Annotated in this window: 16 protein-coding genes; 12 read left to right on the top strand and 4 right to left on the bottom strand. The window is 36.6% G+C overall.

Translation table 11 applies throughout. From position 1 onward, the window contains the following. Positions 1 to 120: 120 nt before the first annotated feature. The 4 genes from AC07XU_RS05570 to AC07XU_RS05555 all read right to left on the bottom strand — a co-directional run bounded on the left by AC07XU_RS05570 (position 121) and on the right by AC07XU_RS05555 (position 5,939). The gene (locus AC07XU_RS05570) at positions 121 to 1,266 is read right to left on the bottom strand and encodes a M28 family metallopeptidase (protein ID WP_494942628.1); all 1,146 of its coding nucleotides are present in this window, start codon (positions 1,264 to 1,266) and stop codon (positions 121 to 123) included. A gap of 203 nt (positions 1,267 to 1,469) precedes the next feature. Continuing rightward, positions 1,470 to 2,636 (bottom strand): PepSY-associated TM helix domain-containing protein, encoded by a 1,167-nt coding sequence (locus AC07XU_RS05565; protein ID WP_494942627.1) that lies wholly within the window; start codon positions 2,634 to 2,636, stop codon positions 1,470 to 1,472. Positions 2,637 to 2,701: 65 nt separating this feature from the next. Further along, entirely contained in the window at positions 2,702 to 5,107 is a 2,406-nt protein-coding gene (locus AC07XU_RS05560) for a TonB-dependent siderophore receptor (RefSeq protein ID WP_494942626.1), read from the bottom strand. A gap of 154 nt (positions 5,108 to 5,261) precedes the next feature. Beyond that, the gene (locus AC07XU_RS05555; protein ID WP_494942625.1) at positions 5,262 to 5,939 is read right to left on the bottom strand and encodes a DUF4397 domain-containing protein; all 678 of its coding nucleotides are present in this window, start codon (positions 5,937 to 5,939) and stop codon (positions 5,262 to 5,264) included. 452 nt (positions 5,940 to 6,391) lie between these two features. On the opposite strand from AC07XU_RS05555, the gene AC07XU_RS05550 reads away from it, so the two are divergent. From AC07XU_RS05550 to AC07XU_RS05495, 12 genes are all read left to right on the top strand, one after another. Further along, entirely contained in the window at positions 6,392 to 7,090 is a 699-nt protein-coding gene (locus tag AC07XU_RS05550) for a GNAT family N-acetyltransferase (RefSeq protein ID WP_494942624.1), read from the top strand. A 58-nt stretch (positions 7,091 to 7,148) separates the two neighbouring features. After that, the gene (gene argG / locus AC07XU_RS05545) at positions 7,149 to 8,345 is read left to right on the top strand and encodes an argininosuccinate synthase (RefSeq protein WP_494942623.1); all 1,197 of its coding nucleotides are present in this window, start codon (positions 7,149 to 7,151) and stop codon (positions 8,343 to 8,345) included. Between the two features lie 90 nt (positions 8,346 to 8,435). Continuing rightward, complete coding sequence (locus tag AC07XU_RS05540) at positions 8,436 to 8,897, top strand: GNAT family N-acetyltransferase (RefSeq protein ID WP_494942622.1); 462 nt, start codon at positions 8,436 to 8,438, stop codon at positions 8,895 to 8,897. A gap of 4 nt (positions 8,898 to 8,901) precedes the next feature. Further along, a complete protein-coding gene (gene argC, locus AC07XU_RS05535) occupies positions 8,902 to 9,888 on the top strand; it encodes an N-acetyl-gamma-glutamyl-phosphate reductase (RefSeq protein ID WP_494942621.1) in 987 nt (328 codons plus the stop codon). Between the two features lie 77 nt (positions 9,889 to 9,965). Further along, the gene (locus tag AC07XU_RS05530) at positions 9,966 to 10,322 is read left to right on the top strand and encodes a four helix bundle protein (protein ID WP_494942620.1); all 357 of its coding nucleotides are present in this window, start codon (positions 9,966 to 9,968) and stop codon (positions 10,320 to 10,322) included. 93 nt (positions 10,323 to 10,415) lie between these two features. Further along, positions 10,416 to 11,546, top strand: coding sequence for an aspartate aminotransferase family protein (locus AC07XU_RS05525; RefSeq protein ID WP_494942619.1), 1,131 nt, complete (start codon positions 10,416 to 10,418; stop codon positions 11,544 to 11,546). Positions 11,547 to 11,628: 82 nt separating this feature from the next. Continuing rightward, a complete protein-coding gene (locus tag AC07XU_RS05520) occupies positions 11,629 to 12,681 on the top strand; it encodes a Rossmann-fold NAD(P)-binding domain-containing protein (RefSeq protein WP_494942618.1) in 1,053 nt (350 codons plus the stop codon). A 139-nt stretch (positions 12,682 to 12,820) separates the two neighbouring features. After that, positions 12,821 to 13,645, top strand: coding sequence for an acetylglutamate kinase (gene argB, locus AC07XU_RS05515; RefSeq protein ID WP_494942617.1), 825 nt, complete (start codon positions 12,821 to 12,823; stop codon positions 13,643 to 13,645). Positions 13,646 to 13,708: 63 nt separating this feature from the next. Further along, a complete protein-coding gene (locus tag AC07XU_RS05510) occupies positions 13,709 to 13,918 on the top strand; it encodes a hypothetical protein (RefSeq protein ID WP_494942616.1) in 210 nt (69 codons plus the stop codon). Between the two features lie 342 nt (positions 13,919 to 14,260). After that, positions 14,261 to 15,073, top strand: coding sequence for a pyrroline-5-carboxylate reductase (gene proC, locus AC07XU_RS05505; RefSeq protein ID WP_494942615.1), 813 nt, complete (start codon positions 14,261 to 14,263; stop codon positions 15,071 to 15,073). A 126-nt stretch (positions 15,074 to 15,199) separates the two neighbouring features. Further along, on the top strand, positions 15,200 to 16,264 hold the full coding sequence (locus AC07XU_RS05500) for a M20 family metallo-hydrolase (protein WP_494942614.1): 1,065 nt from the start codon (positions 15,200 to 15,202) through the stop codon (positions 16,262 to 16,264). Between the two features lie 53 nt (positions 16,265 to 16,317). Further along, on the top strand, positions 16,318 to 16,896 hold the full coding sequence (locus tag AC07XU_RS05495) for a GNAT family N-acetyltransferase (protein ID WP_494942613.1): 579 nt from the start codon (positions 16,318 to 16,320) through the stop codon (positions 16,894 to 16,896). Positions 16,897 to 16,987 lie beyond the last annotated feature (91 nt).

Raw genomic sequence — 16,987 nt, 5'->3', positions numbered from 1 at the left:
TTATCTAAAATTTATTGCTTCTATAGTTTCAAGTTTTGTAATTATTCACTCAAAATACTATTTTCTGGACAAATCAAGTAATTGCTTCTAAAATAATTAGCTGGAATATAAATTCATTTACTAATTCATCAAAGCGTTATTAAAACCCACAAATAGTTTGAACAAATTCTCGTAAACTGTAAACGGCAAGGTTTCTGGCTTGTCAAAAACATCATGATATGCCGAAACTCCACCTTGGGTATACATAAAAAAAGCAGGCACTCCTTTCTCTGTAAAAAAATAATGGTCGCTATTTGCAGCTTTACCTCGAGGATTAATTTTGACTAAAAATTTTCCTGTTTCATTAAGCTCGGTTAACAATTTAAATTCTTTAGGGTATTGCGTTGCATTTACAACTGTTGCCCCTATTTCTCCAGTTCCAACCATATCTACATTAATCAAAAACCTAATTTTTTCTAATGGAATGAGCGGGTTCTCGGTAAAATATTTAGAACCTAAAATACCTGCCTCTTCTCCTGCAAAGCAGATAAATGCAATGGTATATTTTGGTGGATTTTTTGTGTAATACTTGGCTAAACTCAATAAAAATGAAACTCCACTCCCATTGTCATTTGCTCCCGGAAAAAACGTTTCATTTCCCATTCCACCTAAATGATCATAATGAGCTGTAATTGCGATAACTGAATCTGGTTTTGTAGTTCCTTTAACAAATCCGGCAACATTAGCCGCTCTAAAATCTGGGATAAATTGATTTTCAATATCAACCTCTATATCTTTTGGAACGGAGTTTAATGCAGATTTTTTTACCAAAATTTGCGTGTAATCTTCTACTTTTTGTGATACAGACCATGTTAATTTATCTTCAAGCGTAACTAATATCCTGCTTGATGCAGCTAAAAAATTAACGCTATCTTTTTGCTGTAAATCTGCCTTAGCTTTTACGCCAATACTTGCTTGCTGTACAATAAAATCTTTCCCAGGAATTAACTTTCTGCCATCAATTACAACCTCCATTTTACCCGGAAAGGTATTCACGGCAAACATAAAATCTTGTTTAAAGCTTTGCCCATTCATCGGCTGTAAGCCAAAAGATTTCAACTCCGATTGAATGAAATCTGCTGTTTTAGCCATGCCATTTTTGGTATAACCTCTGCCCCAAAAATCTTTTGATGTTAAGGTGTTTAAAGTTTTACGAGCATATTTTAAATCTTGAGCAAAACAGTTTGCAGTTATAAAAAACAAACAAATGATTAAAAGCTTTCTCATAGTAGATAATTTTGGTAAGCAAGTTAGTAAATGCTCCAAAAAGAAAGCCAAAGATTTAAGTATTTATTGGAAGAAACTCTTCAGCTTTTGATTGGTAAAATCACCCACTGAAAGCTACTTATTTTTCGGTCGGTGAGACACCGACCGATAGGACAATCGTTAGGCCAAATAATAGCTAACCTTGTAAATTTCTAATTTTACACTTAACTTTTTGGATGTAACAAGTTTTTCTTCTTTTTTCTGCCCAACCAAATAATTACACCAGTTACGGGCATGCTTGCGGCGATTAAGCTGGCAACAAATGCAATGATTTTTCCAGGCAAACCCGCAATTGCACCAATATGTATATCATAATTCATTCTTATAATTTTATCTGCAACTGTGGCGTTAGCAAATTTGCCAAACATATGTTTAACTTCAATTTCCTTCAGCGTATGCTGATCAAAATAGCGGTAATCAGCTTTCCAATAGGTTTTTGGATCTGGATTTTTGGCAACCTCTACTGCACCCTTTTCATCTTCGGGTACATGCACATCAATACTACCTTTAAAAGTTGGATCTTGTTTTAAAAATTTTGCCCATAAAACATCTGCTGCTTTAGCGTTTGGGTAAAGTTTAGTTACCGATGTAGTATCTGAATAAGTTTCTTCAAAAACGTTCATACTTTTACCCGCAGAACTTACCCAATAAACAGATTTCGCAAACCATTGAAAGCCCATAATCATACCAGTTAAGCCAACAAAAACCCCGATAAACATCATGTAAAACCCCAATACATTATGTAAATCGTAATTTAACCTGCGCCATTTAGATTTTATTTTTACGCTAAACCTTTGCTTACGGGCTGCCTTGCTTTTTGGCCACCAAAGTACTAAACCAGAGATGAGGAGAACTACAAACATCATGGTTGCGGTAGTTAAAATAGGTTGCCCAATTTCTGGAGGTAGCCATAAATAATAATGGCCCATGATGATGATCCTGAAGAAATCATCATCCATATTTTTAACCTTTAAAACCTCACCTGTGTATTGATTTACAAATACAATGTAATAGTAATCTGCCAGCAGATCATAATAAACTACTTGTGTGCTTCTTCCCGGTTGATAGGTTACACTGTGAGCGTGTTTGTTGGGCAATGCTTTATCGGCAATGGCTTTTAATTGGGTCGGCGCCAATAATGGTTTTTGCTGTACCTCTGTAAAACGATAGGTTTGTACAGCATCTTCAATTTCTCTTTCAAATGCTAAAATACATCCGGTAATACCTAAGAAGCATACAAAAATACCCGAAATTAAACCCAGCCAAAGATGTAATCTGCCGATCCAATATTTAAACTTGTTTTTCTTTTTTATTGGTTTTGTTAAACCCATTTGACGTTATTTAAAAATCAAAAACCAAGCAACCTTGCATTGCTTGGTTAAAAAAACTTGACTAATTAAAACTTATATGCTACGCTTAATCTGTAATTTCTTGGTGCTTCTGCTTGCCATGAGTAAACACCTAAATTGTAATCTGGTGCGTTCCAGTAACCCGTGTAATATGCTCCTGTATAAAGATATTTGTCTAGCAAGTTAAATGCGTTGGCTGTAATTCTTAGGTTTTTGTTCTCCCAAAATAAGCCTCCATCTAATTTAAAATAATTAGGAAGGTTTCGCTCTTCGTTTGTACCACTAAAAGTGCCCATAGCTCTTCCAGCCAAATGTGTAAAACCTGCGGAAATACCTGTTCCTTTTAAAAATCCCTCTTGTAAAGTATAACTTAACCAAGCATTAGAAACATGCTTAGCAAAACCAGGCACAACCTGACCAACAAATGTGCTGGTAACACCATCTGCAACTTCGGTAACTTTACCATCCGTATAAGCATAGTTGGCAATTAATTTTAAACCCGCTGTAATTTCTCCTCTTAAATCAAACTCAATACCTTGTGCTCTTTTTTCTCCTACAACAATGCTAAAGCTTTCGCCAGCTTGATTAAATGGATCGGCAGCTAACTCATTTTGTTTTACAATTCTATACGCAGCCAATGTTGTATTCCATTTGCCGCCAAACCAATCTTTTTTAATCCCTACTTCATAGTTTGTACCCGTAATCGGATCAACTTTGTTTCCATTGCGTAAAAAACCAGTTTGAGGGGTAAATGCTTCGTCGTAAACCGCATAAATAGATGTATTCTTATCAACAGAATAACTTAAACCAACACGAGGAGTAAGTCTTTTTGCCACATCTGCATTACCACCATATGCAGATTGGTTAACATAGGTATATCTTCCTGCTAAGGTTAATCTAAACTTGTTATTAAAAAATCCAAGCTCGTCTTGTAAGTAAGCGCTTAAATATTTTTGATCAATTAATCCGCCAGCAGCAATTGCTCTATCATTTAAACTTGTTTCTCTGTTAAAATTCGGGTTTCCATTTGATGGAAAACCATAATTTGGATTATTTACATTAAAGGGTGACGATTGTAAATCTAAATTATGAGACTGACCCCAATCTGCCATATAGTTTTTCTTACCTCCATCAAAACCTGCTAAAATTCTGTGTACTATACCTCCTGTATTTGCTTGCCCGTTGATAAAAAACTGAGCTAATTTCATAGTACTTTCTGCATCCCAAATCCCTACATTTCTAATGATGGTATTATTGGTAAAAACTGCCGATGGCCATGAACTTGTACCGGTTTGTAGGTATTTTGAATAAGCAACTTGAGCAGTAGCTTTCCATCTTTCATTAAAATTGTGTTGTATATTGATAAAAGCACTGTGGTCGTTAATCCTTGTAGGTTCTACGCCTGGTTGGGTAAATGTAAAATCTCTTGGCAGGGTTGCGTAACCATTCGGACTAAAGATATAAAATGAACCAACTTCAGTCATTTTTGCATTTTGCAAAGCATACTCTGCTGTAATTTTTGTTTTATTGGTAAGCTGATAACTTAAAGATGGCGCAAAAGTATATCGATCATTATTTTCATATGGTCTAAATGAGCCTTTTGTTTGTGCAGCAGCATTTAATCTGAAAAGCAATTTACCGTCGCTAGTTATTTTGTGATCAAAATCTACCGCCGTTCTATATAAGTCGTAACTGCCAACCGTAACAGATACTTCTCCTCTGTTTATCCCGGTAGGTTTTTTTGTTACTACGTTGTACAAACCACTCGGATCGCCATTGCCTAACATAAAACCAGCCGGCCCTTTTACAAACTCTACATGGTCTACAATACTCATGTCTTCTGTTAATGGACCCCAATAAGAAGAAACAAAGTTGAAACCATTGCGCATTGCTTGAATTTGAGAGCCACGCATTTTAATGTTGGTGTATAAATCTCCCCAATGTTCAGATCGGGCAGCTCCACTCACATTTCTAATCAAACCGTCACTCATACTTATAATTTGTTGATCTTTAATTACCTGATCACTCACAATCTGTATATTTTGAGGCGCTTCTAAAAGTGGTTCATTTAGTCTTAGCGAAGCTGATGGTAGACTTACTTTATACTTGTTTTTTTTACCTGCAATAGTTACTTCTTTTAATGCTTGATTATCTTCTTTTAAGGTAAAGTTTACGGTTATATTCTCTCCGTTTTTGATATTGATTTCTTTTTCTTGCGAGATAATGCCTACTGCACTCACTCTCAAGGTATAAATTCCGGCTTTAACTCTATTAATTATATAGTTTCCATTATCATCAGTTGTAGTGCTCTGATTTTTATCCTTTAAACCAACGCTAACATAGATGGCTGGCTGTCCATCAGAAGTGGTGATTTTACCTTTTATCGAACTTGGTTGTTGTGCCAATGAAGAGAAACTTATCAGTAGGGCTGTGATTAGTAATTGTATTCGCATCTTGCTATTCTTATTTAGATTAATTATAAACAGATGCAAATTAACAACAGAAATTATTAACATCCAAATTATTTTGAATAATTCTAAATAAGAAAATTTGGCATAAAAAAAGGGCTTAGTTAAACACTAAACCCCAATTAAAAAAAGATGTTATTTATTTGGTAATTATCAGTTGTGCTGCCAAAGGCAAATCTGATCCACTAATTGGAGTAACCAAGCCTCTTGCAATAACAGTGTAATAACCATTTGCAACTAAGTTTACGCCAGCAAGCGTAGCTTTAACTACCGAAGAATTATCTTTAAGCTCAAATGTTTGTGTACCTGGGGCAACTTGTACGAAAGCGCCAACACTTTTAAAAGCCTGACTAGTGCCAACAGCTGCTCCACCTGTAATACCCAAAGTTAATGCTGGTGCATCTGGCGAAAGGTTAACAAATCTAACAAAAGCTTGGGTTGTTGAAGTCGCTGTCAAATTATCAACTGCAAAAATACCATCAAAAGAATTAGTTGAACCCACTAAGAAAAAGGTATGGTAGTTATTTTGGCTAAGGTTTACAGATTTGGTATAAACACTTTCCCCTCTACCTGCAATCGTGAATTTTACATCGTAATTGCCAGCAATTTGTTGTGTGTAAGCAACGCCGCCACCCAAAGGCAAGGCTGCAGAGTTTAGTTTAGTGCTTCCTAAATATACATCGTAAGTTGCAGCAGTAGGCGATGAATTAACTACTGCTATAGCGCTATAAGCTGTGGTATCTACTTCTTGCTTCTTACAAGAGAAGAGAGTTATTATGGTTGCAAAAAATAAAATTGAGGTGTAAACTTTTCTCATTACTTTAGGAAATTAAATTTATAAATATTAGGCAAATATTGTTTTTTAAAATAAAAGGGCAATGTTAAACTTTGTTAAAAGACCTTTCGGAACGTAAATAACGTTAAAATGGGTCAGATTAGTTCAATAAAATAGTGTAAATCATAAAAAAAATATGATTCTTATTGCACAACTCATTTTTTATTTAAACCTTTGCGCCTCAAGTAATTTAACACAGTTAGACAAACTCATAATGAGCAAACAAATTATACATAAACTTTCTATTTTAGAAGCAAAAAATATTGCTGCTAATAGCTTGTTTATTGAGCGTTTGCATCCTGTATTTTACATCACTACAAGTCGGCAAAATTATACGCCGCGTATTTAGTACATCTTACTAATACCAACGAGGAATTGATCCTCTCTAAAAACCCAATTAACAAGAATACCTTAATTTTTCGTTAGAGAAACGAATGAATATTAACGAATTTATAGTACAAGTCGCTATCGCAGAGCATCATGTTTTTGCCGAAGAGATTGTAACAGAAATGGCTGAGTCTGCAAAAGCTAGAGGAACTGGTATTGCAAAACGCTCACCAGAATACATTGCCGGCAAAATGAAAGAAGGCAAAGCAGTAATTGCTTTTCATAAAGATGGCAGTTGGGCGGGCTTTTGCTACATTGAAACATGGAGCCATGGCCAATTTGTGGCTAACTCTGGTTTAATTGTTAGTCCGAAGTACCGTAAAGGTGGTTTGGCACACGCCATAAAGCAAGAAATTTTTAACCTGTCTAGAAAATTATATCCAAAAGCTAAAATATTTGGTTTAACTACCGGATTAGCAGTGATGAAAATCAATTCTGACTTAGGTTACGAACCTGTAACTTATTCTGAACTAACCCAAGATGAAGATTTCTGGAAAGGATGCCAAAGCTGTGTAAACTTTGAAATTTTGAAGATGAAGGAGCGGAAAAATTGCATGTGTACCGCAATGTTATATGATCCGGCAGAGAAAAAGCACGAAGAAGCAAAAAAGTTTGCCGAAGAGTTACAGAAAAAACCGGGCTTATATGAGCGCTTTATGCGCATAAAGCAGCGCTTAGTAGAAAAAAACAAAGGCAATAATGATCTTAAATCAGTGTTAATGTTTTTAACCTTATTAAATAAATAAAAACTAGAAATCGCCCAGAGAGCGCCCCTATAGGGGTTTGGGGTTAATAAAATATAAGATGAAAAAGAAAGTTGTTTTAGCATTTAGCGGAGGTTTAGATACCTCATTTTGTTGCATCCATTTAACTAAAGATAGAGGTTTAGAAGTGCATTCTGTTGTTGTAAATACAGGTGGATTTTCTGATGAGGAATTGAAAGAGATTGAAGCACGTGCTTATGCTTTGGGTGTAACATCGCATGCTGCGGTAGATGAAACCGAAAATTATTACAACGATAGCATCAAGTATTTAATTTATGGCAACGTTTTAAAAAACTCAACATATCCATTATCGGTAAGCGCAGAACGTGTTTGCCAAGCTACGGCAATTGCAAATTATGTTAAAAAAATTGGCGCAGATTATGTAGCTCACGGTAGTACAGGTGCAGGAAATGATCAAGTTCGTTTCGATATGATTTTCAACATCCTAATTCCTGGAGTAGAGATTATTACGCCAATAAGAGATTTGAAATTATCCCGCGAAGCGGAAATTGAATATTTAGCGAAAAATGGTGTTGAATATACTGCTGAGAAAGCAAAATACTCTATCAACAAGGGGTTATGGGGTACATCAGTAGGTGGTGCTGAAACTTTAACTAGCAACCAAACTTTACCAGAAAGCGCTTGGCCAACACAAGTAACCGAAACGGAGAGCAAAAAAGTAGAGTTAACTTTTGAAAAGGGTGAATTGGTTGCTGTAGATGGCGAAAGATTATCTCCGGTGAGAGCAATCCAAAAACTACAAGCAATAGCTGCTCCTTTTGGTGTAGGTAGGGATATTCACGTAGGCGATACCATTATTGGCATTAAAGGTCGTGTAGGTTTTGAGGCGGCAGGGCCGATGGTAATTATTAAAGCACACCATGCTTTAGAGAAGCATACTTTAACCAAATGGCAGTTGAGCTGGAAAGAAAACTTAGCTTCTTTTTATGGTAACTGGCTGCATGAAGGTCAATTTCACGATCCAATTATGAGAGACATGGAAGCTTTCTTGAATTCTACACAAAGCACCGTAAATGGTAAAGTATTTGTAGAGTTATTGCCTTATCGTTTCCATATTATTGGTATTGAAAGTGCTAATGATTTAATGAGCAACAAATTTGGCAGCTATGGCGAAATGAACAATGCTTGGAGCGGCGAAGATGTAAAAGGTTTCTCAAAAATTTTCGGTAACCAGGTAATGATTTGGCATAAAGTTAATAGCGAGGTAGAGGGTTAAAAGGTTTTTAGACCCATCGTTATTGAGAGGAAAGAAGCAATCATCTCAAAATTGTCATCCTGAACTTGTTTAAGGATAAAAAAGAGAAAAATGAATAAATTAGAGATAAAACGTATCGATTCAAAAGAAACTAACCTTGTTGTTAGCTTGTTCGATCAATACAGAATATTTTACGGAAAACTCTCGGATTTAGGGATGGCTAAAGCATTTATTGATGCCAGATTAGAAAACAACGAGTCTGTTATTTTTGTCGCATTAGCTGATGATAAATCTGTTGGATTTACGCAACTTTACCCTAAATATTCATCTGCTAGATTAACCAAGAGTTGGATTTTGAACGATTTGTTTGTCGATTTAGATTATCGTAAGCAAGGTATAGGAGAAATACTGATTAAAACAGCAATAGATTTTGCTAAAAACCAAGGTGCTGCTTTTGTGCAATTAGAAACAGCAATTGACAATTATAATGCGCAAAGTTTATATGAAACAATCGGTTTTAAGAAGCAAGAACCAGATAATAAGTTTTTTCTTTATAAGATTGATATAATTTAAAAAAATGAGCAAGATTAAAGCAGGAATTATTGGCGGAGCAGGTTATACAGGTGGTGAGATGTTACGTATCCTGATTAACCACCCGAACGTTGAGATTGCTTTCGTAAACAGTACGAGTAACGCTGGCAATTTAATTTCTGATGTACACACCGATTTAATTGGTGATACCGATTTAAAATTCACAAGTGAAGTCTCTCAGGATGTTGAAGTATTGTTTTTATGCGTGGGCCACGGCGATGCGAAGAAATTTTTGGAAGCTAATCCTATTGATGAGCGAGTAAAAATTGTTGATTTATCTCAGGACTTTAGATTAAATCGTAATTCTTCAATCGAAAATCGTCAATTCGTTTACGGCTTGCCAGAATTAAATAAAACGGAAATACATGCTGCAAACAACATCGCTAATCCTGGTTGTTTTGCAACTTGTATTCAGCTTGGATTATTGCCATTGGCTGCAAAAGGTTTGTTGCAAAGCGAAGTTCATATCAATGCCACAACAGGCTCAACCGGCGCCGGACAAAGTTTAGCTACAACTTCACATTTTAGCTGGAGAAATAATAATCTATCCATTTATAAAGCTTTCGAGCATCAACACCTAAATGAAATTGGCGAAAGTTTAGTTCAAGCAGGTTCTGTTTTAGGGGCGGAAGGATTAAATTTTATCCCACAACGTGGAGATTTTACTAGAGGTATTTTGGCAGCCATGTACACGGAAAGTGATTTAACGGAAGAGGAGGCCTATACATTATACGAGAATTATTATTCTGGTCATCCGTTTACACACGTAAGTCGGAAAAACATAGATTTAAAGCAGGTGGTAAATACAAATAAATGTCTTGTTCATTTAGAAAAACATGGCAATAAATTATTTATCATCAGCATTATTGACAACCTCTTAAAAGGAGCCAGCGGACAAGCGGTTCAGAATATGAATTTGATGTTTGGCTTGGAAGAAAATAGTGGTTTGCGCTTAAAAGCAGCCTATTTTTAAGACCAAAGCTGAAAGACTAAAGACCAAAGCGAAGGTAGCGAACTGCAAAAAAAACCGATTAGAGACAATTTTAAAAAATGAGAGATTATCAGAAACTAGATGTTTGGAAGAAATCACATTTGATGGTTTTGCATATTTATAGGGCTGTTTTACCGTGTTTTCCGGCTCACGAAAAGTATGATTTGCATAGTCAAGCCAAAAGAGCTGCTTATTCCGTTCCACTAAATATTGTTGAGGGAGCAGGGCGGCGGACTGAAAAGGATTTTGCTCATTTTTTGGATAATGCGTTAGGTTCGGTTCAAGAAATGGAATACGCTTGTTTGCTAGCGAAAGATTTAGAATATATCGATGAAAGCAAATATTTAGAAATATGTAAAATGGCTGGTGAAGTTAAAGCTATGTTGATAGGTTTAATTAAACATTTACGACCATAATTATGAATTGATTAAACGCTTTAGGTTTGGCCCTGCTATATAAAATATTACAGGAGCTTTGGTCTTTAGTCTTTGGTCTTTAACCTTTAAAAAATGAATTTATTCGACGTTTACCCTCTTAACGATATAGAAATAACAAAAGCATCGGGCAGCAATGTTTGGGATGCAAACAATCAAAAATATTTGGATTTATATGGTGGTCATGCGGTAATCAGTATTGGTCATACCAATCCGCATTATGTAACTCGTTTAACCGATCAGTTAAACAAAGTTGGATTTTACTCTAACTCTGTTAAAATTCCTTTACAAGTTCAATTGGCAGAGAAATTAGGAAAAGTATCTGGCAAAGCCGATTATCAGTTATTTCTGGTTAATTCTGGTGCTGAAGCAAACGAAAATGCTTTAAAATTGGCCTCTTTTTACAATGGCAGAAAAAAAGTTATCGCTTTTAGCGGAGCTTTCCATGGCCGTACTTCTTTAGCAGTAGCAGTTACTGATAATCCTAAAATTGTAGCGCCTGTAAATCAAACCGAAAATGTAATTTTCTTGCCTTTCAACAATGAAGTTGCTTTAGAAGAAACTTTTAAATCGCAGGGCGATGAAATTTCGGCAGTAATTATAGAAGGTATTCAAGGTGTTGGAGGCATTAAAGAAGCTTCAAAAAGTTTCTTGCAAAAAATACGTTCACTTTGTGATGAATACAATGCAGTTTACATCGCCGATAGTGTGCAGTGCGGTTATGGCAGAACAGGTTTGTTTTATGCACATGATTATGCAGGTGTAGAAGCCGATGTGTATACAATGGCCAAAGGAATGGGCAATGGATTTCCGGTTGCAGGTATTTCAATTTCGCCCAAATTTAAACCTTGGCATGGAGAATTAGGAACAACCTTCGGTGGCAATCACTTGGCTTGTGCTGCAGCTTTAGCTGTATTAGAAGTGATGGAAAGAGATAATTTAATGAAGAATGCCGAAGAAGTTGGAGCTTATTTAATCGAAAAACTCAAGCCATTTGAGCAAGTAAAAGAAGTGCGTGGAAGAGGCTTGATGATCGGAATAGAATTACCAGAAGAACTAGCTCACGTTAAAAAGGATTTGCTCTTTAAGCATTTTATTTTTACTGGCGAGGCAAAACCAAACGTAATTCGTTTATTGCCAGCGCTAAACTTAACCAAAGAGCACGTTGATGAGTTTTTAGCCGCATTTAGTAAACTAGTAAAATAATAATTTTGTAATCCTGACAAAGGAAGGATCTCATAATAAGATGCTTCGACAAGCTCAGCATGACAAACAAAAACATATAGACATGAAGTTATTCTCTTCTGTACACGATGTACCAAGCATTAAACAATTTGTAAATGATGCGTTGGCATTAAAGGCAAATCCTTATGCACACCAAAATTTGGGCAAAAACAAAACTTTAGGTTTAGTTTTTATGAACCCCAGTTTGCGTACCCGTTTAAGCACCCAAAAGGCGGCTTTAAATTTGGGCATGAATGTAATGGTGATGAATTTAGACAAAGAAGGTTGGGCTTTAGAAACTCAAGATGGTGTAGTAATGAATGGCACAACTGTAGAGCATATCCGTGAAGCTGCAGCTGTAATGGGTGAATACTGCGATATCTTAGGCTTACGTTCTTTTCCTAAATTGCAAAACAGAGATGAAGATTATAGTGAAGATTTCTTCAATAAATTTGTGAAATATTGTGCGGTTCCGGTGGTAAGTTTAGAGAGTGCTACTCGCCACCCATTACAAAGCTTTGCAGATTTAGTAACCATTCACGAAACATGGAATCAGCTCCACCCTAACCCTCCCCAGAAGGGAGGGAATGCAAAGCTGGCTACCATTGCGGAGGGGCAAACTCCTCACCCTCTGGGGGAGGCTGGGAGGGGGCTTCCAAAAGTTGTTTTAGCATGGGCTCCTCATATTAAACCATTGCCACAAGCAGTACCAAACTCTTTTGCCGAATGGATGTGTAAAGCACAAAGCGAAAGAATGTTAGATTTTACCATTGCACAGCCGGCAGGTTTTGAATTGGAGGAAAGCTTTACCACTGGTGCTAAAATTTCTCATAACTTGGATGAAGCAATTGCCAATGCCGATTATGTTTACGTAAAAAACTGGAGCAGTTACAAGGATTACGGTAAGTTGCTAGATTTCCCAGAGGGATGGATGATGAACAATGATAAGTTAAAGCTAACCAATGATGCGAAAGTAATGCATTGTTTACCTGTTCGCCGCGATTTAGAGCTTTCTTCAGAGATTTTAGACGGACCAAATTCATTGGTTATTCATGAAGCTGGCAACCGTTTATGGGCCGCACAGGCTGTAATCAAAGCAATGTTGGAGAAGTTGTAAGCCCTTTCGTCATTGCGAGGTAAGAAACACTCTAACAACGGCGGGTGGTTCCGCATCGGCTAGTGTGTTAACGAAAAGAAAGTTTGTAAATTGCTAACTGGTTCTTGGGGACACGAATCAAGGCATAGTAAATAACAATATGAAACAACTAACCATTATAAAAATAGGCGGAAATGTAATTGATAATTCCGAAAACCTACATCAATTTTTGTTAGATTTTACAGCCTTGCCAGGCGATAAAATTTTAGTTCATGGTGGCGGAAAAATTGCAACAGAACTGGGAGAAAGCTTGGGGGTTGAAGCAAAAATGGTTGATGGAAGAAGGATAACTGATATCCAAACGTTGCGAATTGTAACTATGGTTTATGCTGGATTGATTAATAAAAACATGGTTGCGCAGTTGCAGGCAAAAGGCAACAATGCTATTGGCTTAACCGGTGCAGATGGAAATATTATCAAAGCTAAAAAGCGGCCCCTTATAAAAGTCTCCCCAACTGGGGGAGATTTAGAGGGGGCTACTATCGATTACGGCTTTGTTGGTGATTTAGATGAAAATTCTGTTTCTTCAACTACGTTGGATAACTTATTAAAAGCTGGATTAACACCCGTTTTATGTGCCATTACGCATGATGGAGAAACGCAACTATTAAACACAAATGCTGATACCATTGCCTCGGCAGTTGCTGTTGCTATGTCATCGTTATATGAAACTCGTTTGGTATATTGCTTCGAGAAAAAAGGTGTGCTAAAAGATGTAAATGATGATGCTACGGTTGTTCGTGAAATTAGAGCAAATGAGTTTGAAGGTTTAACAGCTGATGGAACAGTAGCAGGTGGAATGATACCAAAACTACATAATGCTTTTGAGGCAATTAATAAAGGGGTATTAGCAGTTTATATTGGCAAAGCCGATGAGTTAACCGAAATTGAGAAAGGTAATTTCGGAACAAAGTTATTGAGCTAGCAGAATCTTAGCTTTGTCTTTCAAACACTTCTAATGGTAAATATATGATTGATAAATAATCCTATGAAATTATTTAAAAAACAAGAACCAGAAAACATTGAAGTAAGAGGAAATCAGTTGATTTGCCCTATTTGCTCAAATAATTATTTTTGGACACGTAGAGCTCAACTTAATACATCAGTTGCTACTTTTTTTAACCTCGATTGGGCGAATAGGTCAGCAACGTGTTTTGTTTGCTCGGAGTGTACACATATTACTTGGTTTTTAGGTTAACAACGTTTTGATAGCGGGCATTAGGGCAATAAGAATACAGGTTTTAATGGATTTACAAGGTTTAAGTACGATTTCATTGCCTTTCGTTTCTAAACCTGATAGCAGCGAAAATACTTTTTGTTGCGTCATTTAGAAGGAGGCACGACTGAGAAATCTGTTTGATAGAAGAATCACAAAATAAGATTTCTCTAGCGTTCGAGATGGAAACACAGAGCAAAAAGATTGAAGCGAATAGCAGGACGAACATTAAAAAGAGCTTCTGCAATTGCTTTTCAAATATTATTTAATTCGGTGAAATCACTCCAATCGGTGAAATCACTTTATCGGTGAAATCATTTAAAAATGAATAAAAAAATAACAATTATAGGCTCTGGAAACATTGGACTTTCTTTGGCAAAAGGTTTGGTTAAAAAGGCTTATTGCAAGGCAGATGATATTACCTTAACTCGCAGAAACGTTAAATTGATGAGCGAAGAAGTTACTGCTGGGTTTAAGGTAAGCGATGATAATTTGACGGCTATTGATGGTGCTTCAATTGTGGTTTTGGCAGTACTACCTCAACAATTGAAAAAGGTTTTAACGCAGTTGGCTCCGGCTGTAAACCCAGAAAAACAATTGTTCGTTTCTGTGATTTCGGGCGTGAGTTGTGCCGATGTAAGAAAGGAACTTGGCGAAAATGTACAGGTAATCAGGGCAATGCCTAACACTGCAATTTCTATTGGCCAAAGCATGACTTGTGTAGCCAGCGATAATGCAACCGATGAAAATTTAAACGAAGTTGTTACTTTATTTGAAACTGTTGGAGCAGTGGTAAATATTCAGGAAGATTTAATGACTTCGGCTACGGCTCTGTGTGCATGTGGTATCGCATTCTTTTTACGCAGTATAAGAGCAGCTAGCCAAGGCGGTGTAGAAATAGGTTTCCACGCTCATGATGCATTGAAAATGGCTGTGCAAACAGCAAAAGGTGCAGCAGATTTATTGTTGCTTAACCAAACACACCCAGAAACTGAAATTGATAAAGTTACTTCGCCAAAGGGTTGTACCATTGCCGGATTAAACGAAATGGAGCATAACGGTTTCAGCTCATCCCTAATTAAAGGAATTAAACTTTCGGCTTTAAAAGCTGGCGGATTATACACGAAGGAGAGCTAAAAGACTAAAGCTGAAAGACCAAAGCGAAAAGATTAAAGGATTGAAGGAGAAAGGTTTAAAGCGAAAACATAAAATATTAAAAAACTTTGCAAAGCCCTCCCTTCTGGGGAGGGTTGGGAGGGGCTTATGATTGAAAAACTAATACAAGAAAGCACTGAATTACTGCGTGATTTAATTCGCATACAGTCTTTTAGTAAAGAAGAAGATAGAACAGCGAACTTAATTGCGCAGTTTTTGGGTGAACATGGTATAAAAACGCAGCGCAAATTGAACAATGTTTGGGCTTATAATAAACATTTCGATTCCAGTAAACCTACAGTTTTGCTTAATTCTCATCACGACACGGTGAAACCGAATTCTGGTTATACCCGTGATCCTTATGATGCAGCAATTGAAGATAGCAAACTGTTTGGCCTGGGCAGCAATGACGCTGGAGGTTGTTTAGTATCGTTAATTGCTACCTTTTTATATTTCTACGAAGCAAAAAATTTAAAATACAATTTTTGTTTGGCGGCAACGGCCGAAGAAGAAATTTCTGGAAATAATGGCTTGGAATTTGTAATACCTGATTTGGGAGCCTTAGAATTTGCCATTGTGGGTGAACCAACTGAAATGCACTTGGCCATTGCAGAAAAAGGATTGTTAGTTATCGATTGCATTGCTCATGGAAAAGCTGGTCATGCGGCTAGAGAAGAAGGAGAAAATGCCATTTATAAAGCTTTGGCAGATATAGAATGGTTCCGTAGCTATCAATTCCCGAAAGTATCGGATGTTTTTGGACCAGTTAAAATGACTGTAACCATTATCAACGCAGGTTCGCAACATAATGTGGTGCCAGCTAATTGTACATTTACGGTTGATGTTCGCGTAACCGATGCTTACACCAATGAAGAAGTGGTTGAAATTATTAAGCAACATGTAAGCTGCGAAGTTAAACCTCGTTCGGTAAGGTTAAAACCATCATCAATTGATAAAAACCATCCAATCGTGGTTTCTGGTGTTGCTTTAGGCAAAAATACGTATGGCTCTCCTACAACCTCAGATCAGGCTTTATTGTCTATTCCTTCGTTAAAATGTGGGCCAGGTTTTTCTGGTCGTTCGCACATGGCCGATGAATTTTTATATGTAGACGAAATTAAACAAGGCATTGAAGGTTATATTGCGATGTTGAAACCAGTGGTTCAATTTTAGATTGACGAATTACGATTTAAGCTGAACAAACAATAGAAATTATAATCGCCTAAATGCAAAATCTATCACCAACCTTACAAAACCAAAAAGTAATCCTCCGTGCCTTGCAGCAAAGCGATGAAGAATTGCTTTGGCCTATAGCTCAAGAAAAAGAATTGTGGATTTACGGTTTGAAAGACCTCAGCATTAGAGAAAATTTAAATCAATACATTAACGCGGCTTTAGCAGATAGAGCCGATGGAAATTGTGCTGTTTGGACTATCATTGATCCAGCTTTTGGAAAAATAGCTGGCTGTACTCGCTTAGCTGAAATTAGTTGGAAAGACGAACGTGGGCAAATTGGCTGGACTTGGATTGGTAAAGAATTTCAAGGTTCTGGATTAAATAAATCTATGAAATATGAGGTTTTAAAATACGGCTTTGAAACTTTGGGTTTAAATAGAATTGAGCTCAAAGCAGATGAACGAAATATTCAATCTCGCAAAGCGATTTTAAAACTCGGCGCAACCGAAGAAGGAACATTAAGGCAACACCTAAAAATTGCTGATGGCTTTATTCGCAATACGGTATTTTATAGTATTTTGAAAAGCGAATGGCCAGAAATAAAACTTAAATTAGCGGCAGATTTATAGAATGGCTTTGGTCTTTCGTCATGCTGATCACGAAGTAGCTGCAAAGCAAATTTTTTTCAGGGTCTGTTTAGCTGATGCTGATATAAATTCA

The organism is Pedobacter sp. GW456-11-11-14-TSB4 (assembly GCF_059424425.1).
The sequence above is the reverse complement of the archived record's forward strand: the minus strand, read 5'-3'. Positions and strand labels throughout refer to the sequence as shown.